Annotated in this window: 22 protein-coding genes; 8 read left to right on the top strand and 14 right to left on the bottom strand. The window is 46.2% G+C overall.

Features of this window, described 5'->3' with window-relative positions; translation table 11 throughout:
• Positions 1-19: 19 nt before the first annotated feature.
• Complete coding sequence (locus tag IEY13_RS03985; protein WP_188950653.1) at positions 20-649, bottom strand: hypothetical protein; 630 nt, start codon at positions 647-649, stop codon at positions 20-22.
• 279 nt (positions 650-928) lie between these two features.
• Between IEY13_RS03985 and IEY13_RS03990 the strand changes: the two genes are divergently transcribed.
• Positions 929-3,073 carry a glycoside hydrolase family 97 protein gene (locus IEY13_RS03990; RefSeq protein ID WP_188950654.1) on the top strand — a complete coding sequence of 715 codons (2,145 nt, stop codon included), beginning with the start codon at positions 929-931 and terminating at the stop codon, positions 3,071-3,073.
• A 128-nt stretch (positions 3,074-3,201) separates the two neighbouring features.
• Here the strand turns inward: IEY13_RS03990 and IEY13_RS03995 are convergent, their stop codons facing one another.
• Positions 3,202-3,519, bottom strand: coding sequence for a ribosomal eL19 family protein (locus IEY13_RS03995; RefSeq protein WP_188950655.1), 318 nt, complete (start codon positions 3,517-3,519; stop codon positions 3,202-3,204).
• A 344-nt stretch (positions 3,520-3,863) separates the two neighbouring features.
• Between IEY13_RS03995 and IEY13_RS04000 the strand changes: the two genes are divergently transcribed.
• Entirely contained in the window at positions 3,864-4,487 is a 624-nt protein-coding gene (locus IEY13_RS04000) for a hypothetical protein (protein WP_188950656.1), read from the top strand.
• A 101-nt stretch (positions 4,488-4,588) separates the two neighbouring features.
• Here IEY13_RS04000 and IEY13_RS04005 read toward each other — a convergent pair whose 3' ends face one another.
• The 3 genes from IEY13_RS04005 to IEY13_RS04015 all read right to left on the bottom strand — a co-directional run bounded on the left by IEY13_RS04005 (position 4,589) and on the right by IEY13_RS04015 (position 6,687).
• Entirely contained in the window at positions 4,589-5,302 is a 714-nt protein-coding gene (locus tag IEY13_RS04005; protein WP_188950657.1) for an SIMPL domain-containing protein, read from the bottom strand.
• Positions 5,303-5,392: 90 nt separating this feature from the next.
• Positions 5,393-5,791 carry an OsmC family protein gene (locus IEY13_RS04010; RefSeq protein WP_188950658.1) on the bottom strand — a complete coding sequence of 133 codons (399 nt, stop codon included), beginning with the start codon at positions 5,789-5,791 and terminating at the stop codon, positions 5,393-5,395.
• Positions 5,791-6,687, bottom strand: coding sequence for a pirin family protein (locus IEY13_RS04015; protein WP_188950659.1), 897 nt, complete (start codon positions 6,685-6,687; stop codon positions 5,791-5,793). Before IEY13_RS04015 ends, IEY13_RS04010 begins: the two co-directional genes overlap by 1 nt.
• Before the next feature lie 125 nt (positions 6,688-6,812).
• On the opposite strand from IEY13_RS04015, the gene IEY13_RS04020 reads away from it, so the two are divergent.
• From IEY13_RS04020 to IEY13_RS04035, 4 genes are all read left to right on the top strand, one after another.
• On the top strand, positions 6,813-7,409 hold the full coding sequence (locus tag IEY13_RS04020; RefSeq protein ID WP_188950660.1) for a Crp/Fnr family transcriptional regulator: 597 nt from the start codon (positions 6,813-6,815) through the stop codon (positions 7,407-7,409).
• A gap of 83 nt (positions 7,410-7,492) precedes the next feature.
• Positions 7,493-8,503: an NUMOD1 domain-containing DNA-binding protein gene (locus IEY13_RS04025; RefSeq protein ID WP_188950661.1), complete on the top strand. Its 1,011-nt coding sequence runs from the start codon at positions 7,493-7,495 to the stop codon at positions 8,501-8,503.
• Positions 8,504-8,594: 91 nt separating this feature from the next.
• Positions 8,595-9,068, top strand: coding sequence for an RNA recognition motif domain-containing protein (locus tag IEY13_RS30275; protein WP_188950662.1), 474 nt, complete (start codon positions 8,595-8,597; stop codon positions 9,066-9,068).
• Between the two features lie 153 nt (positions 9,069-9,221).
• Positions 9,222-10,559 (top strand): ATP-binding protein, encoded by a 1,338-nt coding sequence (locus tag IEY13_RS04035; protein ID WP_188950663.1) that lies wholly within the window; start codon positions 9,222-9,224, stop codon positions 10,557-10,559.
• A gap of 101 nt (positions 10,560-10,660) precedes the next feature.
• Here the strand turns inward: IEY13_RS04035 and IEY13_RS04040 are convergent, their stop codons facing one another.
• The 9 genes from IEY13_RS04040 to IEY13_RS04080 form a co-directional block, all read right to left on the bottom strand.
• On the bottom strand, positions 10,661-11,785 hold the full coding sequence (locus tag IEY13_RS04040; protein ID WP_188950664.1) for a TlpA disulfide reductase family protein: 1,125 nt from the start codon (positions 11,783-11,785) through the stop codon (positions 10,661-10,663).
• Positions 11,786-11,794: 9 nt separating this feature from the next.
• Positions 11,795-13,255, bottom strand: coding sequence for a PKD-like family lipoprotein (locus IEY13_RS04045; protein ID WP_188950665.1), 1,461 nt, complete (start codon positions 13,253-13,255; stop codon positions 11,795-11,797).
• Positions 13,256-13,270: 15 nt separating this feature from the next.
• The gene (locus IEY13_RS04050) at positions 13,271-14,092 is read right to left on the bottom strand and encodes a DUF4843 domain-containing protein (protein ID WP_188950666.1); all 822 of its coding nucleotides are present in this window, start codon (positions 14,090-14,092) and stop codon (positions 13,271-13,273) included.
• Between the two features lie 25 nt (positions 14,093-14,117).
• Positions 14,118-15,590, bottom strand: coding sequence for a RagB/SusD family nutrient uptake outer membrane protein (locus IEY13_RS04055; protein ID WP_188950667.1), 1,473 nt, complete (start codon positions 15,588-15,590; stop codon positions 14,118-14,120).
• 25 nt (positions 15,591-15,615) lie between these two features.
• Positions 15,616-18,966 (bottom strand): SusC/RagA family TonB-linked outer membrane protein, encoded by a 3,351-nt coding sequence (locus IEY13_RS04060; protein WP_188950668.1) that lies wholly within the window; start codon positions 18,964-18,966, stop codon positions 15,616-15,618.
• A 235-nt stretch (positions 18,967-19,201) separates the two neighbouring features.
• Positions 19,202-20,374 (bottom strand): FecR family protein, encoded by a 1,173-nt coding sequence (locus IEY13_RS04065; protein WP_188950669.1) that lies wholly within the window; start codon positions 20,372-20,374, stop codon positions 19,202-19,204.
• Between the two features lie 84 nt (positions 20,375-20,458).
• A complete protein-coding gene (locus IEY13_RS04070) occupies positions 20,459-21,007 on the bottom strand; it encodes a sigma-70 family RNA polymerase sigma factor (RefSeq protein ID WP_188950670.1) in 549 nt (182 codons plus the stop codon).
• 60 nt (positions 21,008-21,067) lie between these two features.
• Positions 21,068-21,913 (bottom strand): SDR family NAD(P)-dependent oxidoreductase, encoded by an 846-nt coding sequence (locus tag IEY13_RS04075; protein WP_188950671.1) that lies wholly within the window; start codon positions 21,911-21,913, stop codon positions 21,068-21,070.
• Positions 21,914-21,930: 17 nt separating this feature from the next.
• A complete protein-coding gene (locus IEY13_RS04080; RefSeq protein ID WP_188950672.1) occupies positions 21,931-22,800 on the bottom strand; it encodes a phytanoyl-CoA dioxygenase family protein in 870 nt (289 codons plus the stop codon).
• A 471-nt stretch (positions 22,801-23,271) separates the two neighbouring features.
• On the opposite strand from IEY13_RS04080, the gene IEY13_RS04085 reads away from it, so the two are divergent.
• Positions 23,272-23,847, top strand: a complete 576-nt coding sequence (locus IEY13_RS04085; protein WP_188950673.1) for a nitroreductase family protein — start codon at positions 23,272-23,274, stop codon at positions 23,845-23,847.
• Between the two features lie 52 nt (positions 23,848-23,899).
• On the top strand, positions 23,900-24,127 hold the full coding sequence (locus tag IEY13_RS04090) for a hypothetical protein (protein ID WP_188950674.1): 228 nt from the start codon (positions 23,900-23,902) through the stop codon (positions 24,125-24,127).
• Positions 24,128-24,237 lie beyond the last annotated feature (110 nt).

The following is a 24,237-nucleotide window of genomic DNA, read 5'->3' on the forward strand; positions in this document are numbered from 1 at the left end:
AGTTGCACCGGTTTTCTGTTTACTGTTCCAACGCGTATACAACCCCTCCGTTTTTAAACTCGTAACCTACCAGTCCCTGATTTTTACCAATCCATATGCGCGATAACAGATCGGCCGGGCGCGCATCGTCTGATATAATTTCCTGCACCTGATTGTAAGTGTGGCCGTTTAATATTACAGACGGATGGTAAACCGTATGGCCGTAGGGGGAGTTGCTGCTCACATAACCGGTATCGGAAAGGTGGGTGGCGAAATAATACATACCATCTACACTAATCTCCGTTTGGGCTATCTGGCCATCTACCTCTGTTTCCGAAACGTTGAAGCGTACGCCGCTACTGTTGTTGCCAGACGTAAGGGTGGCACCCTCGCTGCACGCAAAAGATTCGTAGTGGTTACCGCTGGTGTACGGTGTTGATTTGTCTATCGCTGTCAGTTGCAGAGAATCTACCACACCATTGCTTCCCCTGAAATAGTACTGATGCCCGGTACGGTACGGAAACCAGGTTTCCAGCTCCGGATCAGAAAACGCAGGGCAGCTTTTGGGGCTGGAGCAGGCAGAAAAGAGTGTGGTAATAATGATGAAGGTGGCAATTGTGGTAAAAGCCACGGTACGGCGGATGCTCAAAAGAGCGGTTATGGCAAACATTGTGGGTACGTTTTTGTTAGAAGTGGTTGTGAAAAGGACCTGACTACCTAACAGAACAATGCTGCAAAAGTTCTTTTCCGGAGGTGATTTCCTGCCTTAAATACCTCAGAAACACCACTTTGTCGGCAAACAACACTAAAATTAACGGTGAGGGCTTGGAATTTTGGAGCAGAAGCAATTACATTTGTGTTCAAAATACACAATAGATTGCCGTTGCCAATGAAAGTCTTTTCGTTTATACAGCCACTTTTCCATTTTGCTTTATTTAAACCAGATAAAATGCGCAAAACATTTCTTTTAGTTTGTATTGGTTTCCTGTGCCATTGGGTGAATGCGCAGGAGCTTACTTCGCCTGACAAAAACCTGAGTTTACGGTTTTCCCTGCAGCAAAAAGGGGTACCGGTGTATGCCTTAACCTACAAGGGCAAAGAGGTGGTTAAAACCAGCCACCTGGGGTTGGAGTTAAAAAACATAACCTCTTTGCTGGACAGCTTTGAAGTAAAAGAAGCAAAAACATCCAGCTTTGATGAAACCTGGCAGCCGGTATGGGGTGAGGTAAAAGACATCCGCAACCATTATAACGAACTGGCAGTTACCCTTCACCAGACTTCTACCGATCGTTACCTGGTGGTACGTTTCCGTTTGTTTAACGATGGCCTGGGTTTCCGTTACGAGTTTCCGCAACAGAAAAACCTGCAATACTTTGTAATTAAAGAGGAGAAGACGCAGTTTGCGCTGGCAGGCGACCACAAAGCTTTCTGGCTGCCGGGCGATTACGATACACAGGAATATAGCACCGTAACCTCCAACCTGTCTGAAGTAAGAGGCAAGATGAAAGCGGCCATTACCGAAAACACTTCACAAACCACTTTTTCGCCAACAGGGCTGCAAACGCCGCTGATGATGAAGAGTAAGGATGGTTTGTACATTAATATACACGAAGCAGCGTTGATTAACTATTCGGCCCTGTCGCTGAACCTGGATGATACAAACATGGTACTGGAATCGGTACTTACACCAGATGCAGTGGGCGATAAAGGCTACATGCAGGCACCCTGCCAAAGCCCATGGAGAACAGTAGTGGTAAGTGATAAGGCTGCTGATATTCTGGAGTCTAAACTGATTCTGAACCTGAACGAACCTACTAAGTTTGCCGATGCCGGCAGCTGGATTAAGCCCATTAAATATGTGGGTGTATGGTGGGAGATGATTACCGGCAAAAGCACCTGGAGTTACACCGATCTTTCTAACGTGCAACTGGGTGTAACTGATTTTTCTAAAGCAACGCCTAATGGCAAACATGCTGCTAACACAGCGCATGTAAAGGAATATATTGATTTTGCTGCCAAACACGGTTTTGGTGGTGTGTTGGTAGAAGGCTGGAACGAAGGCTGGGAAGACTGGTTTGGCAAGAGCAAGGATTATGTGTTTGACTTTGTAACGCCGTATCCTGATTTTGATGTGCAGGAACTGCACCGTTATGCAGCCTCTAAAGGTGTAAAGATTATTATGCACCACGAAACCTCAGGCTCTATACGCAACTACGAGCGCCATATGGATACTGCTTACCGTTTTATGGTAAACAATGGCTACAATGCGGTGAAGAGCGGTTATGTGGGTAACATGATTCCGCGCGGTGAGCACCATTACGGCCAATGGCTGGTAAACCATTACCTGTATGCCATTACCAAAGCTGCGGATTATAAAATTATGATAGATGCGCATGAGAGCGTGCATATGACAGGTTTATCCCGCACCTATCCTAACCTGCTGGCGCAGGAAAGTGCCCGCGGTACAGAATATGAGTCTTTTGGGGGTAACAATCCGGACCATACTACCATTCTGCCTTTTACCCGTTTAATGGGTGGGCCTATGGATTATACGCCGGGTATTTTTCAAACAAAAATAAGTGCATACAACCCGGATAATAACTCCTGGGTGCGCAGTACTATTGCCCGCCAGCTGGCGTTGTATGTAACCATGTACAGCCCTTTTCAAATGGCGGCCGATTTACCGGAAACCTATAACAAGTTTCTGGATGCTTTCCAGTTTATTAAAGATGTAGCGGTGGATTGGGATGATACGCACGTACTGGAAGCAGAACCGGGCGACTATATAACCACTGCCCGCAAAGCCAAAGGAACCAACAACTGGTTTATAGGCAGCACCTGCGACGAAAATGGCCGTGTATCTAAGATTGATTTCAAATTTCTGGACGAGGGTAAGAAGTACATTGCCACCGTGTACAGCGATGCAAAAGATGCACACTACGAAAAGAATCCCCAGGCATACACCATACGCAAGGGTATTGTAACCAGCAAAAGCCAGCTGGCACAACTGTGCGCTCCGGGTGGCGGCTACGCCATCAGCGTAGTTGAAGCAACCGATGCAGCGGCACTGAAAGGGCTGAAACCTTTAAAATAACGGTTACTATATAATGCAATGGAGAGAGTGGGGTGCATGCCTCACTCTTTTTTTTATGGCTATCTGCTGTTGAAGTAAGCGCTGCGCCCTTTCAGGTGTAAAAGACCTGCCGGGAAAAAAATACCGCTTTACCGTGCAGGCAAGCCATTGAATGGTGCAGGCACTCCGTTGAACGGCGTGCCCCATCCATTCTGCGGAGCAGACAATTTATCCGGTGGGGCAGATGCGCCGCTGAACCGTGCAACTGCTCCGGTGGACGGTGCATCCGGTAAAATCAACGGGGTGGTTGCACCGTTCATTGGATGTTCTGCTCCATTCAATGGAGCAGTTGCACGGTTGAATGGGGTGTCTGCTCCGTTGAACGGAGTGCCTGCTCCGCTCCATAAATTGTCTGCTCCATCCGGCGGATGTTCTGCTCCATTCAACGGAGCAGACAATTTACGCATCTGTATAGTTGCTCCACTCGCCTGTAACCGGCCCGGGCAGCAGGGAGTGGAAGGCTGAAATCCTTGCTGGGTAAGGGGGGGCGAAAATATACGGTAGGCACCCGGGTGGTGGGCGGGTGTTGTAAAGTGCTCAATTTGTTGTAAACCAATATCTTACTTGTTTTTCTCTCTTGTGTCTGCACCATCAGAAAACTATTTTAAAACTTTTTTTCCTTATCTGGCCTGCGTTTCAGCTATACCCACCCGGTACCCGGTTTTGGCCGGTCCGGTACCTTTTTGAAATTTTACATCGTTGCAGGGGCCCCGCGATTATTTCAAATCACATTTTTAAAACACGTTGTATTATGAAAAAGCAACACGTACATTTTGTGCCACGTTCACACGCAGAAAGAGGCCCCTGGGCAGGTAATGTTAAAGAGAAAATAGCTGTTATAGGCCCTATGCTGGGTTTAGATGCGGTGTGGGTAACACGGGTAGAAACCGCCGCCGGAAATATTCAAAACAAAGTAGATACCGTAGAGGTACGAAAGCGCGATCTGGAAAGTGCGGTAGCTGCCAAAAACCAGAGTATGGAAGAAGATCTGATGGTAATTTTAAATGCTGCCGGTATTATGAAACGCCATCCCGACTACCGCGAACAGCTGGGCAGCGACCTGGGTATTGTAGGTTATACTGTGCAATTTGATGAGAAAGACCTGAAACCCACCCTGAAGCTCCGCGCTTTTGAAGGTAAGGTAGAGGTTTCGTTTAACCTGCAGCTAATGAACAGTATTACCATTTACAGCCGTATTAAGGGCACCCTGGGCTGGGAAAAGATAGGTAACGATAAAGCTTCGCCTTTTATTGATACCCGCCCGCTTGTGTTAGCAAACCAGCCGGAAATAAGGGAATATAGAGGATGCTATTTTGATGGTAAGGAAGATGTGGGGCAGATGAGCAGTATTGAAACCATTGTATTTGCCGGGTAAGGCACATACGCGGTTGGTAAAAGCGCCTTCGGCAATGCCGGGGCGCTTTTTTTGCTATTGGTACACTTGCTATACCGGGCGTAACCATTCAGCTACGCCGGTTACTGTTGCAGCATAAAGTTTACCTGAATGTTAATGTTGATTCTGATTTTTTCGAACTCAATTTTAGGGGGTTCGTACTTGGCTTTGTCGGTGTAGGTACCGTAACCACGTATCATAATACGCGAAGCATCGCCAGGTGCGCCCTGCACCCCTTCCGTATTATTGTCGTGTATATAAATAACCTTGCCCACCCGCTGATTTACGGGCGCTGCCAGGGCGTTGGCGCGTTCTCTGGCTACCAGCATGGCATTTGCGCGGCATATAGCTGCAAGCTTTTCCAGCTCAGTATGGTTTACATGGTCTACCCATGCGTTAGATAAATCCAGGTCTTCCAGTTTTACAAATACCTTACCGGCCAGTGCGGCAGTGTTTACCTTCAGCATGTACTCTTTCGATTTAATAATATCTTTCTGTTTCAGCAGATAAAAGCGATAGTTGCTGATAATGTCGCTGGTGGTAAGATCTGTTTCGGTGTTAATGCCAAGGCTTTTCAGGCCCTCCACCATTTTTGCCTCCTGTGCTTCCAGCGAAATTTTATCTCTCGTGTCTTTTTCAGATAGCGTGATTTTGATAAAGATTTCGTTTGGAGTGATAAGGGTATCGGCATTACCATTAACCGAAATGTAAGGCAGATCAATAAAGTTTTTGGTTTGCGAAAAAGCCGGAATGGCAAGCAGGCACAAAATGGCACAGGCAGTAATTGGTTGTTTCATATCTGATGAATGATTGGTGTGTGATGGAATTTACTGAAAGATGCCTGAGAAGCCTGCTTTTACATAACTGGCAGTCGCTTTTTTTTTATACTATAACGTAGCAAGCTCCGTAGTTACCTCAATAGGGTTAGTAAGCGTTTTATGAATAAAACAACTGTTGGCAATAGTAAGCAGCCGCTGGCGTTGTGTTTCATCCAGTTCGCCCACCAGTTCCACGGTGCGTACAAAGTGAGAGGTGTTTTTAACAGCATCCCTTTCAAAGGTTACTTTCACTTTTACATCCGTTAAATTCCATGCCTTTCTATCGGCGTACATGCGCAATGTGGCGCAGGTACAGGCGGCCAGTGAGGCGGTGATAAGATCGGCGGGAGAGAAGCCCAGATCCTGCCCGCCCAACTCCAGCGGCTCATCGCCAATAATGCTGTTGGTGGCAGTATGTATTTCTGTTTTATAAGGTTGTTTGCCTATGCTGGCGTGTACAGTATTCATTATTGTTTTTGTTTGAGGGAGGAATTAAGTTCGGGTAATGGAATGTAACCGGTTTCACCAGGAATGGTGGGGAAGCGTTGTGCTTTCCAGTCTTCTTTGGCTTTTTCTATAATAGCCAGATCGCTGGCTACAAAGTTCCAGTAGATATATCTTTCTTCTGCAAAAGGCTCGCCGCCAAAAATATAAATGGTGGTATTGGCTTCCATGGTAAAGGAGCAGAGGCTGCTGTCTTTAGATACCAGAATGCGCTTAGGCTGGTACGTGTTGCCTTCGCTTATTACAGCACCTTCCAGTATGTACATACCTGCCTCGCCATAAAGTTCGTTGCCAATGGTAATGGTGGTTTGTTCCGTAGCTTTTATTTCCAGTAAAAACAGCTTGCTGTATACAGGTACGGGCGATGTATGGCCCAGGGCAGTACCAGCTATCAGTTTATAGCTAACACCATCTTTTTGCCAGGTGGGTATATCCTCTTTATTGGCGTGAAAAAACTCAGGGTCCATCTGCTCCAGGTGTTTGGGCATAGCTACCCATATCTGCAGGCCGTGCAAAGGTTTATCTGAATGGCGCAGGTAACCGGGGGTACGTTCGGAGTGTACAATGCCTTTACCGGCCGTCATCCAGTTTACTTCACCGGCTTTTATTTCTACTTCTGTACCCAGGGTATCCCGGTGCATAATATTGCCTTCAAACAGGTAGGTAAGGGTAGACAGGCCTACGTGCGGGTGCGGGCCAATGTCCATATTGTGATGGTCGTCCAGGCGTACAGGGCCCATATGATCGATAAAGATAAAGGGGCCAACCATTCTTTTGCCACGGAAGGGAAGCAGCCGGCCTACCAGAAAATTACCTATATCGGCAGGGCGTTCTTCAATAATCATATCAATATGAGACATGCGGAATTGTTTTGTTGCGAATAAAGGTAAAATAAATGAGGGCGGGGCAGAAATGAATTGTATTAATACACTTAACTATAGTGGAAAAACACTTTGCTTACATTTGATGTAATTAAAGAAATAGTATGACGGAAATGCAGCTACTGGCAGAAGCTTTACAACAGTTTGCAGGTATAGATGCCGCGGCTTTTGAAGTGGCTGCGCCTTACTGGCAGGTAAAAACGTATAAGAAAGGAGAGTATTACAATGAATACAGGAATGTGTGCAAACATTTCGGTTTTATTATAAATGGTGTTTTCAGAACCTATTACGTAAATGAGCAGAATGGGGAGGAGAAGAACCTGCTGTTTTATACCCAAAGGCAGATGATAGCGGCGTATAAAAGTTTTTTAACGCAGAAGCCATGTAACTATTATACGGAGTGTATGGTGGAGAGTTCCATTGTGTATATTCATATCAGTCACTTACATGAGTTATACCGCACGCACCACCAGTGGGAGCATTTTGGGCGGCTGGTGGCCGAAATGGCTTTTAACCTTATTATGGGGCATACAGAAAATTTTCTGTTCCGTACACCGGAAGAAAGGTATCTGGAACTGATGGAGCACCACCCCGATATTTTTAATGCGGTGCCGTTGTATCATATAGCCTCTTACCTGGGTATTCAGGGACCATCGCTCAGCCGCATACGCAAAAGAATGGCAGCGGCGGCCGGTTCCTAAATGTTCCCACAGAAGCGGGGTTGGTGACTGTATAGTATGAAGGGGTGTTCGTAATTTTTTGGCAGAATATATCCCTTTTTACTATGAAAAATGAATTGCCAACAACAACCCATGCTGCAGCAACTGCCTACAAAGACGATTGCCTTGAAAACCGCCCCGGTGAATTATGGAAAGAGATACCTGGCCTGCACGGTGATTTTTTAGTATCTAATTTCGGACGCATTAAAAGGGTGGAGCGCCAGGTGGTGGATTCGCAGGGCGGTATATACAAGCTGCCTGCGCGTATAAGAAAGGCGCAGGTAAATAAAGACCGTAACATGCGCTGCCACGACTGGACGTACCGCCTGCAGGTAGTGCTGCAGGTGCGCAATGTAAAGTACTCGTTTCAGGTAGCGCGCCTGGTATATCACTGCTTTGTGGAGCCTTTTAACCTGAAGGATACTACTGTAAATGTAACCACCCGCAACGGCAACGGCCTGGATGTACGGCCGGAGAACCTGATACTGGTTAGCCTGCGGGAAAAGGCGCAGCGGCCTTATGATACCGGCCGGCAACTGAGCCATTTGCAGACAGACAAATACAAACTGCTGGAAATAGTAAAGGCTTCGCGGGAAAAAACCTCGCTGATGATATCGCAGTACGATAGCAAGGGCCTGTGGCTGAAAACCTATCCCAGTATTATGGAAGCTTACCGCAACACCGGTATTTCTTACGGCAACATATCCAAGGCGGTAAAACGCCCTGCCAGCAAGGCGGGCGGCTTTTACTGGCGTTATGGCGATGGTAACAAGATTAACCTGAAAGAGGTGCATGACCATGAAAAACGCCGCCAGCGTTCGTACAAAGAAAAACAGGGTCGTAAGGTAACGCAATACGATATGGAGGGTAACCCGGTGGCCTGGTACAGTGCGCTGAGCGAGGCGGCCAGAAAAGCCAAGGTTTCGCACAAGAGCATTACCACCCACCTGAAAGGTTTAACCCGCCATGCGGGGGGCTTTTTGTGGAAATTAGGGCACCATACCGATAAATTTCTGCTGCATGCGGTTATTTCGAGGGCGGTGGGAGAAGGTAACCTGCTAAGGGCCAATGGGTAACAAATTGTATGTTTTTAGCAAAAAACATTTGCGGGAATAATTATGACATTGGTTTTTCTCTTTGTACTTTTACTATATAAATATTTTTAGCATGAAGCTTTTTGTAGCAGGTCTAACCCATGATTTTGACGATGTGGATTTGAAGGAGATGTTTGAATTGTACGGCGACGTAACTTCCGCGAAGGTGGTTGTAGATAGAGAAACAGGAAAAAGCAGAGGATTTGGTTTTGTGGATATGCCTGATGCAAACGATGCCCGCCAGGCGATTGAAACCCTGGATGGTGCGGGGCTGAAAGGTAAAAAAATGTCTGTTAAAGAAGCAGAAGCCCAGCAAGGCGGCGGTGGAAACCGTGGCGGCGGAGGCTATGGTGGCGGCAACCGCGGTGGCGGTGGTGGCTACGGCGGCGGTGGAAACCGTGGCGGTGGTGGAGGCTATGGCGGCGGCGGAAACGGCGGTGGCTATGGTGGCGGTGGAAACGGCGGAGGTTACGGTGGTGGCAACCGCGGTGGCGGTGGTGGCGGCCGTGATTTTGGCGGTGGAAACGGCGGCGGACGCAGATACTAATTTTTACAAAAACTACTATAGAAGGATAAGGTGTGCTACGTACATCTTGTCCTTTTTTTATTGTGTACAGGCAGTCCCTTAAACGCGGGAGATTGCTTGTTTTTCGATTTAATGTCAGACCTTCATATTTCACCCTAATCCATTATCTGGCCCTTGCATATAAAAGTTTTATTTACCCGCCTCTGGCACTGGCTTATCGGAAGCCGGCCCGCTTTTTCCAAAGCGAACATTGCGTTTAATACCATTGGTATTATTACACTGATTATTCTGTTGGTGTTTTTGCCGTTTAATCTGGTAATGGGGTTGTATGATATATCTGCCGTACTGGGGTCGCTAATCCTGCTGCAGCTGGTATTCTATTATTTTTCCCGTTTCAGAAAACAGTATGCTTTCAGCATTGTGTGTTATGCAGTGGTAAGCTATATAGCTATGGCCGGGTTGTTCTTTTTCAATTCGGGCAGCAGAGGGCCTACCATTTTTCTGTGTTTTCTTACTTTTCAGTTGCTGATAGCCTTTTCGGCCAACCGCTGGCATTATGTGTGGTTTATAGCCCATTTGCTGCTGGTGCCGTTGCTGATGACGGTGGAATACTTCTGGCCTGGTCTGGTGCCGGATAGCTATCTGGCGCGTAAAGATCATTTTATAGATCTGGTAATAAGCTACCTGGTAATTTTGGTGGGTATATACTGGATTACCAATTACCTGCGTAAAAGCTACCTGCGTAAAAAGAATATTGTAGATGAATATGCGGCCAAGATAGAGCAGCAGCACCGGGAAATTGTGCAGCAGAATATAGAGCTGGAGCGCCTGAACCAGGAAAAAGCCAAGCTGTTTTCTGTAGTATCGCACGATTTACGCAACCCGCTGGCAGCAGCCGTAAGTTTAAACGAACTGATTAACGACTATCCGCTGGAAGAAGAAGAGAAGAAGCAGCTGCAGCAGGAGTTGTACGGGCTGGCCAGAAATACACTGGATATGTTTAATAACCTGGTGGCATGGTCATCCGGCCAGTTAAAAGGTGGTGTACGGGTAAACCTTGCGCAGGTGCCGGTAAGGCCGGTGGTAGAAAGGGTATTAACTGCACAGCAACTGTTTGCCGCTAAAAAACAGGTAAAGGTAAATGTTGATATTGGGGAGGATGAAACCGTAACGGCGGATGCAGATATGCTGGAACTGGTAATACGTAACCTGGTGCAGAACGCTATTAAATTTACCCCTATAGCAGGCTCTATTATTATTGAACATACAGCCTATGAAGGCAGGGGTATTATTACGGTAAAAGATACAGGCGTAGGCATGACGCCGGAAAAAATACAGAACCTGTTTATAGTTCAGGTGGCGCCCAGCTACGGTACCGGTAACGAAAAGGGCAACGGTATAGGACTGCATTTGTGTAAAGAGTTTATGGAGATGCAGAAAGGGGAGATATGGGTAGATTCATTGCCAGACAGAGGCAGCACTTTCTATGTGGCATTGCCTTCCGCTTCTTAAAAAAGCTTCAAAAAAAACAGGAACAACCGATGTGTTGGTTGCTCCTGTATAAGTTGGATGTGGTGTTTTTAAGGTTAGCAACACCTTGATTGTTTGAACGCTTACGGCCATATTTCAGCCAGCTTCTTATTTAACGCTTCGCCGCGCAGGTTTTGCGCAATAATTTTTCCGGAAGGATCTATCAGAAAGTTGGCAGGTACTGCGTTAACGCCATACAACTGACCTACTTCATTTTTCCAGCCTTTTAAATCAGATACATGTGTCCAGGGCAGGCTATCCTGTGCAATGGCTTTTTCCCAGTTCTCTTTTACATGATCCAGCGATACTGCCAGTACTTCAAAACCTTTCTGGTGGTACTGCTGGTAGTCTTTGCGCAGATTGGGGTTTTCAGCACGGCACGGTCCGCACCAGCTGGCCCAGAACTCAAGCAGTACATACTTGCCTGCGTAGGATGACAGTGATACAGGCTGGTTTTGTACGCTCTGCTGCGTAAAGGCAGGCGCCTGTTTACCCGTTACAATGCTGCTGAGGGTTTTAATGCGGGTGGCAATTTCCTGCCCCAGCGAAGACTGTTGTACGGTTTTATCCATAGCGTTGAACAGCCTGCTGCTTTCTTCCAGGTTTTTATCGCTTACTATGTGTACCAGCTCCCATGCACTTACCGGGCTGTGCGGGTGTTGCTTAATGTACGCCATCTGAATATCCGCCGCCTGCTTTGTTTGCAGATTACGGGCAGAATCAAAAGCGGCACGTGTGGTTTTTAAAGCTACTGAGTCGTTTGCTTTATAGGCAGCCAGCATTTGTTCGTAAATGGTTTGTACGGGCTTGCGGGTATCCAGCAGTTGCTGGTTGTATTTCGCAAACTCGTTTACCACGGCTGGCCCGCTTACTTTTACATCATAAACACTATCTACACTGCCGTTAATGGTAATGGCACCATTGTCTACAAACATATCTACTTTAACAGAGTAGTTTTTATTAAACAGCATGCCATACAAAGGCTCTTTTACCGAACCCTTAAATACAAAGCTGCCGTTAACTACCCTGGCGGTATCCGCCTTCATGGTACCAAGGGTGCCGTAAGCCAGATAAATAGCAGAATCGGTAAGGCCACGGATATGCCCTTTTACTACAAAGCCTTTTTTGTTATCAGCCGGCTTGTGAAAGCTGAAAAAAAGCAACGCACCGGAAAGGAGCGTTGCTGTAACTGCGGTTTTCTTGTTCATTTCTTTGTGTTAGTTTAAACCTCTTTCGGCCATATCAACAGGAGCGCCTGGCAGGCCGTCATATTTTTTAATAACGGTGCCAAATACGCCCGTGCTTACGTTGAGATAGTATAAAGTGTTTTCTACACCTACTGCCAGTGTGTTGTTATCCAGCAATTTCATCATGGTAATAGCTTTACCATTGAAGGTGGTAGTAAGTTGTCTGAAATCGTTGTTACCGGGGTTGTAGCGATATACCACATCTCCGGAAGTGAAGTAAATAATCTGTGCGGCGGTAATATCCCATTTGGTATCGGCTTTCACTAATTCAGGACGGGGGAAGGGACGTTTCTGGAGCGCCTTAAAACCAATGGGTTCTGCACCCTGTATAAACTGGGCTCTGAAGTTTAATTCGTACAGGGTTTTGTCTGCTGCACGGCAGTAAGCAAAGCAGATGCCGTTGGTGGCATGCAGTAACCGCTCAATAGGCATGCCTACGTTTTTAGGGTCGAATGCATCGCCTTCTACCGCATAGCTGGTGCCGATAAATACCGGGTCTGCACCGGTGGGGAAAAAGCGTAGAAACTGGTATTTTACGCGGTCAAAAGCAATGTAAGCAGAAGGGGCACGTGGCTCGTCTGGTACCGAATATACATAAGCAATTTCGCCAGACAAATCGTAATCACCCACAGCACCACCGCTGAACATGCCGTAAATAGGCGCCAGGTTCCAGGTATTGCGGGAGCCTTCGTACAGTCTGCCGTTTACCACGCCCGACATTACATTCAGCATGTTGGGAATAAGCTTGAAAGGGTTGATAGTATCCGGGGCATCAAAGAAATGATCTTTGAAGAAACGGTCCTGTATAAAGTTGTTTGCATCTACCCGTACGCCTGTGTTAGGGCCACCTTTACCAAAAATCCAATATTGCTTTACACTTTTAGGAAACTGCCATTCAGGCACTGCCACCAGTTGCGTAGGTTGTGTGGGTAGCGCTATGCCGGTGTTGAATACGTTAAATATATCTGCCTGTACCGTGCTGTCTGGCTTTACAAATGAGAGTATGGTTTTGCCATTTTGTACGGTAAGCACCGTAGTGCCTTTGGCAAAAGCAGTTTGGCCGGAAACAACAAATTTGTAAAAATACTTCATACCGTTATCCTGATTAATAACAGTAAGCTGTGCACCATATCGCATAGCATCTAATGTAAAGAGTATACGAAAAGAAGCAGATGAATCTATTACATCTATATTGACATCAGACGGTACACTTATTTTCCATTCGTAAGCCAGGTGGGGGTTACCCGCTACCTTTACATGCGGGTCTATTATCAGGCTATCGCCCAGCGTTGCATAATACAGCGTATCAAGGCTCAGCTCGGGCCTTGGGGGCATGTTATAGGTATAGTTGCCTTTGTCTTTATAACAACCCTGTATTAACAGGGCGCTGAGTAAAATGGCCGGAAGGTAGAATAGTATTTTTTGTTTCATACAATACAGTTGGTTTTAGTGCACTTCATTACCGTTTTCATCAATGAAATAAAACAGCCCGTTCAAATTGTTTTTCTTGTAAAGCACTTTATTGTTAGGCGTGTTGATGTTGTAAAAATCGTAGTTGCCATCCGGGCGCAGGTCCATCTTATATCCTTTAGTGGGATTTTTCTCCACCCATTTTAAAGGAGCTGCCAGAAACGCCTGTACCAGACTGGCGAGGTATTGATTTTTAGGGGCGTCCAGGCCTACTTCCGAAAGGCGTTCCAGACCTGTTACAATAATGAAGAACTGGTTTTTGGTAACAGACCAGGTTGAGGCCACAAACCACATATCCCACCATTTTTCGTGCTCCAGCTTATTAGAGAACACAAGTTTGGTTTTGTTTCTTTCCGGAATGTTGGCACCCAGGTCTGGTGTGGAAAACAGCTTAATACGCAGAGATACGGAGCGGGTGGTTAACGCCGGGTCTGTGTTAAGCAATACTACCGGAACCCTGGTAATAGTAGTGTTTTTAAGCATGGTGTAGATGGGTAACAGCGGCACATAATGCACGTTTTCCTTTGCGGTAGAAGAATCCTTTAACACCTGCAGAGAAAATGTTCTGTCATAATCTCTTGCCAAACCGGCTATACGTACCGGTACCAATATAGTATCGCTGCCTTTATCAGGATGAAAGGCAAAGGTAGACAGCACACTATCGGCTTTACTATCCCAGTAATCGATATACACGTTTTCTGCGCTGTCGTATGTGTTTTCTTTAGCCTTCTGGCAGCTGGTGAATAAGGTAATGGCTATCAGGCTAACAAAAGCTATTGGTTTTACAGACTTTGTCATATAATGCTTTTAAAAGTGATGGATATTACCGGCCTCCGAATTGAATTTCGTCAGCAGGCAGGGGCAGTACCCAATTGGTAGCACTGGGAACGGTAACCAATCCCTGCTGCCCGGGTATGTTTCTGTTAAGTCTTTTATACATGTAAAAAATCTGCCCTTCTCCAATCCATTCTTTACGGGCTTCTTTTAACAACTCTGTATAAAACTTATCCTGTGTAGAAATATCTGCTGCCTGGTTAATGCTTCTTTTAAAGCGTACATAATCCAGATAAGCAGATGCCTGTGCGGGACTGGTTGCATACGAGCATTCTGCGGCTATATAATACAGCTCGCTGATGCGGATGGCCGGAGCCATAAGTGGATGCAGGTTAGAGGTGGTATCGTCTTTGTCTGTTGTAAGCTCTCTTCTGTACTTGGTAATCTCTACTTCTGTACTGCCTATTATTTCCATCCATTCTTTGGCCCGCACATCTTCGCCACCAACACCATTGGTTTCAAACATGGTTCTGTAAAACTCAGGGCTGAGACTAAGGTTTTCGTTGTCTTTTTGAAAGCGGTCTCTTACCCAGGTAGATTTCTGAGGCAGGTACCATGCAAACACCAGCTCCTTATACAGAATGCGGTCTTTCAGTTTGGGGGTTACCTCTTTAAGGGCACCGGCATCATCTGCCATAACAAATTTATTAGACTGGATTACCTCAGTAGCATTGGCCAGCGCATTCGCTTTATCACCTTTGTGCAGGTATACCCGCGCCAGTTGGGCGCAAACTGCATAGTAGTTTAAGCGATGCCGTCTGTCTCTTAAAAAAGAAGAAGTGGCAGTGGTTTCTGTTTGCCCTTTTTCGTTAGGGTAACCAATTACATAGCTTTTAGTGGTAATAGAATCTGCATCTTTCAGCAGCAGTTTAGCTGCATTCAGGTCTTCTATCATTTTGGTCATTGCCTCGTCAGGAGTGGAAATAGCTGTTGGGGCAGTAGAGTAAGTAGTTACATAAGGAATGCCTTTTTGCGTACCACCCAGTGTACTCTGGCCAAACAGCCGGAATATATCAAAATGCAGGTAAGCACGCAATGCCAGTGCCTCGCCTTTAATAAGGGCATACTTCTTACCCTGGAACAGTGCTTTCTTTTCTTCAATGTTCAGCAGTATCTGGTTGGCATTCAGAATGCCGTTATACAGCCCGCGCCATATTTTGTCTTTCTTCTCAATAATCTCCTTATACTTAAAATCGTATTTCGCTGTTTGGGCATACTTAAGATAGTCGTTCTGGAAGGCGTAGTTCTGAGCCATTACATCTGTTATGCCAAACGTAAGTTCGCCTCCGTACAAATCTGTTTCGGTACACTTGGTATAGATGCCTATGAGTGCTTCTTCAAATCCCTTTTCCGAGCTGAACAGTTCTTCCCGCGGAATCTGCGTTTGCGGATTTACATCCAGCCATTTTTTGCAGGAGGTAAGCGTTAACGCCGCCAGTATGATATATGTAAGTTTTCGCATTGTTATAAGCTTTTGCCGGTTTCAGTTAAAATGATGCCTGTAAGGAAAAAGTAAAGCTGCGTGCAAACGGATAGTCTATACCTCTTTCCTGTTTAATGGTTGCCCATCTCCACAGATCGTTAAAAGTGAGCGCAAACCGCAGGCTTCTCATGCCCAGTTGTGAATAGAAGGGTTTAGCGGCATCGTAAGACAGGTAGAGCGACTGTAGTTCTATCGTATTGTCTTTCTGCACAAAGCGGGAGGTAACATCGGTTTGTCCCAGATCTGCAATGTTTTTATAGAAAGTGTGGTCACCTGCTTTTTTCCATTTGGCTTCAAATACACGCTCATCCACATTGTAACGCGGGTCAGCATTTTCAACCCTGTCTACCAGTGTCTGGTTGTATAGTTTACCACCAAAACGGGTGTAGAAAGTGAGGTTCATACCAAACTGCCTGTAGTTAATGAAAGTGCCGAATGTGCCTTCTGCTTTGGGGGTGCTTACACCTACCGGAACCATGTCTTTTGCATCCCATACATAGGTAAGCGTTTTGCCGTCAGCTTTTACATACAGTTCGCGTCCGTTTTCAGGGTCAATACCCAGTGAGCGTACTGCATAAATAGCATCCATAGACTGTCCTTCCTTAAACCTCAATATCGGTGTACCCTTGTTGTTTCCTTCTGTCTGCTTTACATCAGCAGAATCGTTGTAGGCCTGTAAAGAATTAGATATTTTAACAATGGTATTGCTGTTGTGTACCAGGTTACCAAACACGCTTATCTGCATGTTTTTAGTTCTCATAACAGCGGCCTGTATGTTAATTTCAAAGCCTTTGTTACGCATGTCACCTACGTTGGCGGTGTAAGAAGAAACACCGGTAGAGGGTGCTACGTTAATATCTGCCAGTAAGCCTTTGGTTAATTTGGTGTAATAACGCGGCATAATTACAATACGATCCTGCAGAAAGCCCAGTTCTGCACCAATATCGTAGTTGGTGGTTTTTTGCCACTGCAAACGTTCGTTGCCAAAGCTGTTGAGCTGGGCGCCGATGCCTGATGAATACCAGTTGGAATTATTGTAATTGTAAATGCTTTTGGCCTTGTACGAATCAAAGGAAACAGAGCCGGTAAGACCTGTGGTAGCCCTTAATTTCAGGCGGCTTACTACAGTGTTCAGCAGAAACTTCTCTTTATGCATGTTCCAGCCCACACCAAATGAGGAGAAGGGGGCCACGCGGCTTTCGCTACCAAATTTAGAAGAGCCATCCTGACGGAAAGTAAAGTCCATCAGGTATTTGTTATCGTACGAGTAGTTTACGGAGAAAAAGGAACCTGCCAGTCTTTCCTGATCAAGACTGCTGGATGGGCGGTCATTTTCAGGATAAGAGTAAGCAAAGCCAATGTCTGTAAACCGGTCGTTGGCAAAACCTACTGCGGCCACACCCTTACGGTTGGCGGTATAACTTCTCAGGTTACCGCCTATCATGGCGTTAATGTAATGCTTTACTATCTGCTTGTTGTAGCTTAAAGTAAGGTTTCCGTCAACAGTGGTTTCATCAAGCGTATTCAGTTCATACCTGCCTCTTTCTTTATCCTGGTTGGCTGTATAATTGAAGTAATAATTAGACAGCGGAGAGGCGTATTTATCGGCAGTGGTAGCTGTTTTATTTAAACTTATCTGACCACGCAGGCGCAGGCTGGGTGCAATACCCCATTCTGCACTAAGGGCATCTATAATTTCTACATAGCGTGTTTTATCAAAGCTGGCCAGTGTAGAGTTGTATAAAGGGTTAAGTGCATAATGTGTTCTGGGTACACCAGCTTCACGCGCAACCCATGTATCAATTACCTGTGGAATATTGTTAGAGGAATCTCTTTTAGGGTAATAGGGATTCATTTTAACATAGTCCGCAAAGCTGCCATATGGCGACTCTTTGGCATTGGTTTGTGTAATAGTAAGGGTATTGCGGAACTGTATTTTTCTGCTGGGGTTATAGGTAAGGTTAAGGCCTGTGCTATAACGGTCGCGGTAAGAACCTTTCATAACACCGGGCATAGTCTGGTAACGTGCTTCCAGGCCATAACGCATGGTAGCATCTCCACCTTCCACATAAATAGAATGTTTGTGGCCCAGCGCTGTTCTAACCGGTTCAGATAGCCAGTAGCTGTTAATACCACCTGCCACCAGTTCTTTTTTATGATAAAACTGATTGGTAAGTGCATCCTGGCCCAGATAACCGTTTTTGGTGGCATCGTACAAGCCAGCCATCATTTCGTAGTCCAGCTTTTGCGTTGCGTTCAACAGATTGTACTGAGAAAGATCGGGTGTAGATACGTTCAGCTCGTAGTTGTAAGACATTTGTAACTGGCCCGGCTTGGGTGGCTTGGTTACAATTACTACCACACCGTTGGCGGCTCTGGAGCCATATACGGCTGTGGCAGCAGCATCTTTTAACAGGGTGATAGACTGGATGCGGTTGATATCCAGATCGTACACCTTTTGCAGGCTAACCTCAAACCCATCCATAATAAACGTAGGCAGGTTCATGTTGCCGCTCAGGTTGTTTCTGCTGATAAGATCAGAAGAGCTACCGGAAGGCAGGGCAGTAGTACCCCGTACATTAATTTTAGGAAGACTGTTGGGGTTAGAGCCCAGCAGGTTGTTTTCTACCAGTTTAAAAGAAGGATCGAATACCTGCAGGCTTCTCAACACGTTCTGGGGGTTTACCTTTTTCAGGTCTTCGCCGGAAACAGTAGTGCTGGTACCGGTAAAGCTTTCCTTTTTTATCTGCTGGTAACCGGTAATTACAATGGTATTGGCAGGGTCTTTTGCAGATTGCGATACCAGTTTAACGGTAAGTTTAGTGCTTTGTTTTACAGGTATTTCCTGTGTTTCAAAACCCACATAGCTGATAACGATTACAGCGCCGGGGTCGGCAGTAATGTTGAAGTTTCCTTTTTTATCGGTAACCGTACCGCGTGCGGTACCTTTTACCTGTACAGAAGCGCCTTCTACTGCTGCGCCACCATCTGCTTCGGTAACCTTACCGGATATTTCCACTACCGGCGGGGGCGCATTGAAGATAGGAGTGTAGGCGCGCTCTTCTTTTTTACTGATGACAATGGTTTTGTTTACAATCTGGTACGAGAGTGGCTGATTGCTGAAGCATTCATCCAGTACGGCCTGTAACGGCTTATCCTGTACATTGATGGTAACCGCCTGGCTGCTGCGGAGCAGGCTTTCATTCAGGAAAAACGTATACCCTGTTTGTTTTTTAATCTGCGTAAGCACCTTTTTAAGCGGGGCATTTTCCTCCGCAAGTGTTACTTTCTGTGCATTGGTGGTGGCAGCTACCTGAAGGCAGCAAACCAGTAGTAGTGCAGCTGTTAATTGCATAACCAGCATTGTTTTGGACTTCACACACCGGGCCCTGGCCACGGCTTTGTAAAGAGTGGTAAAAATCATACTTTTACAAGTTGGGTTTACGTTAATAAGAACACTCCGAATGTTTTAAAAAGCGGCTGACCCTCCGGGCCGGCGGCATTGCAGTGCTTCCGGCCTTTTTGTTATCAGCTTGTTGTACTGAATTACGTTTGCATGTTGTTGAATATTAGTTTTGGTAAAAAAGGGTTTAGGGTTTTATGGTTAACACGTTGCCATTTACGGTGAAATGAATATTACTCAGTTTTAGTATTTTAAGTACCTCCTCTACATTGCTGTTACGCGGAATTTCGCCTGAGAACTTTTCCGGTGGTACGGCACCTTCATATACTACTTCTATATTGTACCAGCGCGCTATCTGCCGCATAAGTGTACCCAGGTCGGTATCGTTGAAGTAAAACCTGCCATTAATCCAGGCAAGGGCTTCATCAACATCGGCATCGTTTACCACATGCAGGTTGCCGCCTTTACTTAACCGGGCCTGCTGGCCGGGCTTCAACAGTTTAGGCTGTGTGCCACCCGCAGTACTAATATCTACACTGCCCTGCACCAGCGTGGTTTTTGCCTGGCTCTCCTCTTCATAAGCCATAATATTAAACTGTGTACCCAGCACATTTACTTTCATATCGTTCACCTGCACCTGAAAAGGCTGTGCTGCATTGCGGGTAATATCGAAATAAGCTTCTCCTTTCAGGGATACTTCGCGGCTTTTGGCGGTGAAGGCGGTAGGAAAACGCAGGCTGGAAGCGGCGTTGAGCCATACCTTACTGCCATCGGGCAGAATAACCTGGTATTGGCCGCCACGGGGGGTAGTAATAGTATTGTAGCTAACCTGGCCGGTATTGGGCGCGGCAGACAAATCGTACGTAAGCTGGCCGTTTTTGTTTTTTACAATACGTGTGTGGCCCTGCATGGTTACGGTGCCGTTGGCTACACTGTCCAGTATTACCGTACTGCCATCATCCAGCGTAAGCACGGCTTTATTACCGCCGGGTACAATAGTTGGTTTGTGTAAGGGTGTTTTGCCGGCGGCAGTAAGCGGTTGGGGCTGTGGCCTGGTAAGCCAGAATATGGAAAGGCCCACGCCGCCCAGTAATAATGCAGCAGCACTATATTTTAACCAGGCAGGTATACGCCGCGGGGCAGGTTTGTATTTTTCTGCCTCTATGGTTTGCTGCAGCCGGAACAGCATGCGTGCCTCTGTAAGCATTTCTTCTGCCTCAGAATCGGCAGGTACGTTTACAGTAACATCGTCAAATGCGTTGTACCATTCCTGCAGCAGCTGTTTTTCTGCTTCAGTAGCTTTTCCCTGAATGTATTTGCCGGCCAGTTTACCCAGCTCGGCACGGTTCCATTGTTGCATGTTAGTTTTGCCTATATAAATAGTATAGTACAGCAACAACGAGAGTACCCTACCTGTGTACCCGACTTTTTTTTGAAAATATTTTTACAGGAACCAGAGCAGGCTTTTCAGCTGCGAGCGGATGGTGCGGATGGCTTTGGTAATATGCTTTTCCACGGCTTTCTGCGATATATCCAGCGAGCCGGCTATTTCTTTGTTGGAAAGGCCAAGGTCGCGGCTGTACTGAAATACCAGCCGGCATTTTTCGGGCAGTTTGTTTACCTCTTTCTGTACCATCTGTTCCAGGAGCCTAACGTCCTGAATTTCATCAAATACAGGTGCTTTTTCCTGCGTTTGGTTGATGGCGGAGGCCTGCGCGGCTTCTTTATTTAACTGACGGAAAACGGCGTACCGCGTAGCGGCAGCCAGATAACTTTCCAGGTGGGATATTAAGGAACTGTTACGCCTTTGCCAAACACCTGCCAATACCTCCTGCACCACATCTTCCGCTGCCTGCTTACTGCGCAAACGCTGAAATGCCAAAGCATAGAGTTTGCGCCAGTAGCGGTGGTAGATCTGATTAAAAGCCTGCTCATTATCAGCTGTTAACAGACGAACAAGGTCTTCATCGGGATATGTAGAAAGGGGCAACATGCTATCACTAACCGGAGTTGAAGATACAACAAAATCGTATTAGTATAGGAGCTACAGCTATCAGGCCGGTAAATTCGCCGTAGCTTTCGGTATAGTTGCCAGGGGTACTTCTGTAATGGCTGTATGCGCTGCAGGCTGGTAAATGCCGCCCGCAATTTTTTCCACCAGACGTTTGGGAAAGAATTTGGGAAGGAAAGCATTCAGCTTATTGTGCCAGCCCGGCAGAATTTCTGCTTTACCTGCAAACAACCCTTTCAGGGCTATTGCTGCCACCTTTTCCGGCGTCATATTAAACCGTTCAGCAGTTTTGCGTATAGAGGCTCCCATGCGGGCACGGTTTACAAAATCGGTATCGGTACTGCCGGGGCTGAGGCAGCTTACAGAAACGGATGAGTTGCGCAGTTCGTAGCGTAGCCCTCTGGTAAAGGACACGGCAAAGGCTTTGCTGGCTGCATAAATATTTAAATAGGGTACGGACTGGTAGGCGGTGGTGCTGCCCAGGTTTAGCAGGTATGCCTTGCGGTGCGCACGTAATACCGGAATGTATTTGTGGGAAATGGATACCTGCGCCCTTATGTTCACATCAATAATATTCAGCTGCTCCTCCAGCGTAAGTGTTTCAAAGGCACCGTTAAGTCCGTAACCGGCGTTGCTTACCACTACAGACAACTGATCGTGAAATTCGGCCGTCCATTCCTGCAGGCGTTCTATTGCATCCGGCTCCGATAAATCCAGATGCAGGGTAAAAGCAATAACGCGGTACTGCGCTGCCAGTTCAGCAGCGGTGGCCCGTAGCTGCGGCTTATCAATATCCACCAGTAATAAATCGTAATTTCTTGCTGCCAGGCCTGCGGCAAGGGCTTTTCCTATTCCCTTTGCCGCGCCGGTTACCAATGCAAATGCCATATAAAAGAAGTATTAAGTTAGATAGACAATTTTTTAGGCTTCAGGGTGCTGAGCCCTAAGCGGCTGGTATAGTTACTTACTTTAAACTGCGCCAGTTTGTGATAGAACGGGGTAGGGCTATCTGCATGTTTAACCTGCAGTGCACCTGTAATAAAAGGAATATACATTACCCTTCTGCGGCTGGCCTCTCCGGTGAGTGTTGATTGCTGTACGCGGTGCCAGAGACGACCATCATGAATGGTAAGATCACCTGCTTCAATATCAAAGCCCAGTTCTTTTTTATCAGGCGTATTATCAATAAAGTATTTTTTGCGGAAGAGCAGTTGAAACAGGTTTTGTTTATGTGTACCTGGCAGCACCCGTAAACCACCGCTGGCTGCTGTGCAGTTATCCAGATGCAGCCCTACGTTCAGCATAGGTAAAATGCGCGAACCCAGAAACAGATCTCTCGGGCTATCGGTATGCCAGCCCATTTGTTTAAACTGGCTGTTTTCGGTATTGATATAGTGGTTTACTACCAGACCGTCTTTTTCATTTTCACCAATACGGCCTTCATATGGCCCCAGTAATGGCAGCAGGGCCTGCAACCTGCTGTCTTTTAAAAAGCGGCTCAACGCTTCGCTATGCTGCGAGGCAAACGCCAGGCGCTGTATTAAAGGTGTGCCGTTTACATCAGAACCAAACTTAAGCGGAATACCATTGATTTTACTGATGTTATTGTGTAACAGGTGTGCCTGTATGGTTTCTACTTCGCGAATAAAAAGGCTAACGGTTTCCTTATCAATAAAGTTTTTGAAATGCAGAAAGCCGTGCTTGTGAAAAAAGTTCAGTTGCTGGTTAGAGAGGTGCTTTTGCAGCTGAAAGGTGGCGTTGGTAAACTGGCTCATAACACTGTTGTTGGTGCATAGCGTAGCCTTTTGCGCACAGGTATGCGCAATACTACAAGGCCGTGGCCATGCGGGATGATGGAAATAAATAAATGGTATTAACGTGTGCCAGACTTACGGGCACTAAGCAGATTAATAGCTACAACAGCAGCGTTGCATTCGGGCAGAAAGCAGGTAATAGTTTTGCCGGTTAACCGGTGTAATAGTACGGGCGCCGCCTGGCGGATAATAATAAGCTAACATAAAGTTGAGTTTAGTTAGTGGATTGTTGTGAAGTCAAAGATAAGTGTAAAGTTTCCGAATAAAAAAATAAAACCTACTAAATTTGTGGACTAATGTAATCTCCGGTACATTTGTATTGCCATACAAAAGGATAAGCCGTAAAATAGAAGTGTGTAAAGGATTTGAAGCAGTAACAGCGGCGTGCTATCTAAGGTACATTTTATCCTTTTATTTATAAACAATTTTATTATGCTTTTATCAAAAACACAAAACAAAGCCGGCAAGGTAGAATACATCCTGAGCGCGGCACAACACCTGGCTGATTCGTATGGCCTTCAGCCTTTGAAAATACTGGTAGTAAAAGATGATGCCGTAAAGGAGCGGTTACAGCCTTTCATACGCCGGCAGAAAAAGAAAAGTTCTGATACTTTTTATATTGTATTTGCTATCTGGAATGTTATCAGCGAGCAAAAAATAGATGCCTATATATCACGCGTAGCCGCCTCCCGGCAGGCCTCGCCTGCTTTATTGCGGGAAGACCGTAAAAATGTGGTGAAGGCGGTTAACCGCCTGAATGAGGAAGGGAAGAAATGGGCCGCTAAACAGGCCGATATTGCGGTGCAGCATTTATTATCGGCTGCTACACAGGTGCAGGCAGAAGCTGCGGTGGAAGAAGTGGATTTGTCTGCTGTTGATAAGTTGCTTAACCTGCCGGCGCAGGGTTTACATGCCGTAAACGTGGTATCGCTTCATTTTGATTTTGTACCATCAACTTTATTACAGCCACAGGCAGCGGCGGAGGACGCTTTATTTGCGGTTATTTAACGCAGTTACCGCCCATGCGGAACTACCTATATTTGCGGTAAGTAATTACCGTATGGAAGACTATATTATTGATGTAAGGCAGATTGAAGAGTTGCAAATGATTAAAGATGTGCCTGCCCTGGAGGAAATATTGCAGCGTGCGAAGGTGAATCTGGTAAGAGGGGGGCAGGTGGCACTGGTGCGGCCCGATGTACTGGGTAACCAGAACCGTTTTGACACATTTACCACGCTGGATGAATGGGCTGCCTATCGTAAAAATGTATTGAAGTACCTTATATAGGTGGCTTTATTGTAAAAGTTAAGAAAATCTTAATTCGGGCCGTCCAGGTAGGACGGCTCGCCTGTTTAAGCGTCTTTATCGGTGAAAGGTGAACGGTTTGTACCGTTCAA

Source organism: Filimonas zeae, from assembly GCF_014641615.1.
In the GTDB taxonomy this organism is placed as follows: Bacteria; Bacteroidota; Bacteroidia; order Chitinophagales; family Chitinophagaceae; genus Filimonas; species Filimonas zeae.

Coding starts and splice junctions, on each gene's coding strand:
- IEY13_RS03985 (WP_188950653.1), bottom strand. CDS start 649: ATGTTTGCCATAACCGCTCTTTTGAGCATCCGCCGTACCGTGGCTTTT.
- IEY13_RS03990 (WP_188950654.1), top strand. CDS start 929: ATGCGCAAAACATTTCTTTTAGTTTGTATTGGTTTCCTGTGCCATTGG.
- IEY13_RS03995 (WP_188950655.1), bottom strand. CDS start 3,519: ATGCGTAAATTGTCTGCTCCGTTGAATGGAGCAGAACATCCGCCGGAT.
- IEY13_RS04000 (WP_188950656.1), top strand. CDS start 3,864: ATGAAAAAGCAACACGTACATTTTGTGCCACGTTCACACGCAGAAAGA.
- IEY13_RS04005 (WP_188950657.1), bottom strand. CDS start 5,302: ATGAAACAACCAATTACTGCCTGTGCCATTTTGTGCCTGCTTGCCATT.
- IEY13_RS04010 (WP_188950658.1), bottom strand. CDS start 5,791: ATGAATACTGTACACGCCAGCATAGGCAAACAACCTTATAAAACAGAA.
- IEY13_RS04015 (WP_188950659.1), bottom strand. CDS start 6,687: ATGTCTCATATTGATATGATTATTGAAGAACGCCCTGCCGATATAGGT.
- IEY13_RS04020 (WP_188950660.1), top strand. CDS start 6,813: ATGACGGAAATGCAGCTACTGGCAGAAGCTTTACAACAGTTTGCAGGT.
- IEY13_RS04025 (WP_188950661.1), top strand. CDS start 7,493: ATGAAAAATGAATTGCCAACAACAACCCATGCTGCAGCAACTGCCTAC.
- IEY13_RS30275 (WP_188950662.1), top strand. CDS start 8,595: ATGAAGCTTTTTGTAGCAGGTCTAACCCATGATTTTGACGATGTGGAT.
- IEY13_RS04040 (WP_188950664.1), bottom strand. CDS start 11,785: ATGAACAAGAAAACCGCAGTTACAGCAACGCTCCTTTCCGGTGCGTTG.
- IEY13_RS04045 (WP_188950665.1), bottom strand. CDS start 13,255: ATGAAACAAAAAATACTATTCTACCTTCCGGCCATTTTACTCAGCGCC.
- IEY13_RS04050 (WP_188950666.1), bottom strand. CDS start 14,092: ATGACAAAGTCTGTAAAACCAATAGCTTTTGTTAGCCTGATAGCCATT.
- IEY13_RS04055 (WP_188950667.1), bottom strand. CDS start 15,590: ATGCGAAAACTTACATATATCATACTGGCGGCGTTAACGCTTACCTCC.
- IEY13_RS04060 (WP_188950668.1), bottom strand. CDS start 18,966: ATGCAATTAACAGCTGCACTACTACTGGTTTGCTGCCTTCAGGTAGCT.
- IEY13_RS04065 (WP_188950669.1), bottom strand. CDS start 20,374: ATGCAACAATGGAACCGTGCCGAGCTGGGTAAACTGGCCGGCAAATAC.
- IEY13_RS04070 (WP_188950670.1), bottom strand. CDS start 21,007: ATGTTGCCCCTTTCTACATATCCCGATGAAGACCTTGTTCGTCTGTTA.
- IEY13_RS04075 (WP_188950671.1), bottom strand. CDS start 21,913: ATGGCATTTGCATTGGTAACCGGCGCGGCAAAGGGAATAGGAAAAGCC.
- IEY13_RS04080 (WP_188950672.1), bottom strand. CDS start 22,800: ATGAGCCAGTTTACCAACGCCACCTTTCAGCTGCAAAAGCACCTCTCT.
- IEY13_RS04085 (WP_188950673.1), top strand. CDS start 23,272: ATGCTTTTATCAAAAACACAAAACAAAGCCGGCAAGGTAGAATACATC.
- IEY13_RS04090 (WP_188950674.1), top strand. CDS start 23,900: ATGGAAGACTATATTATTGATGTAAGGCAGATTGAAGAGTTGCAAATG.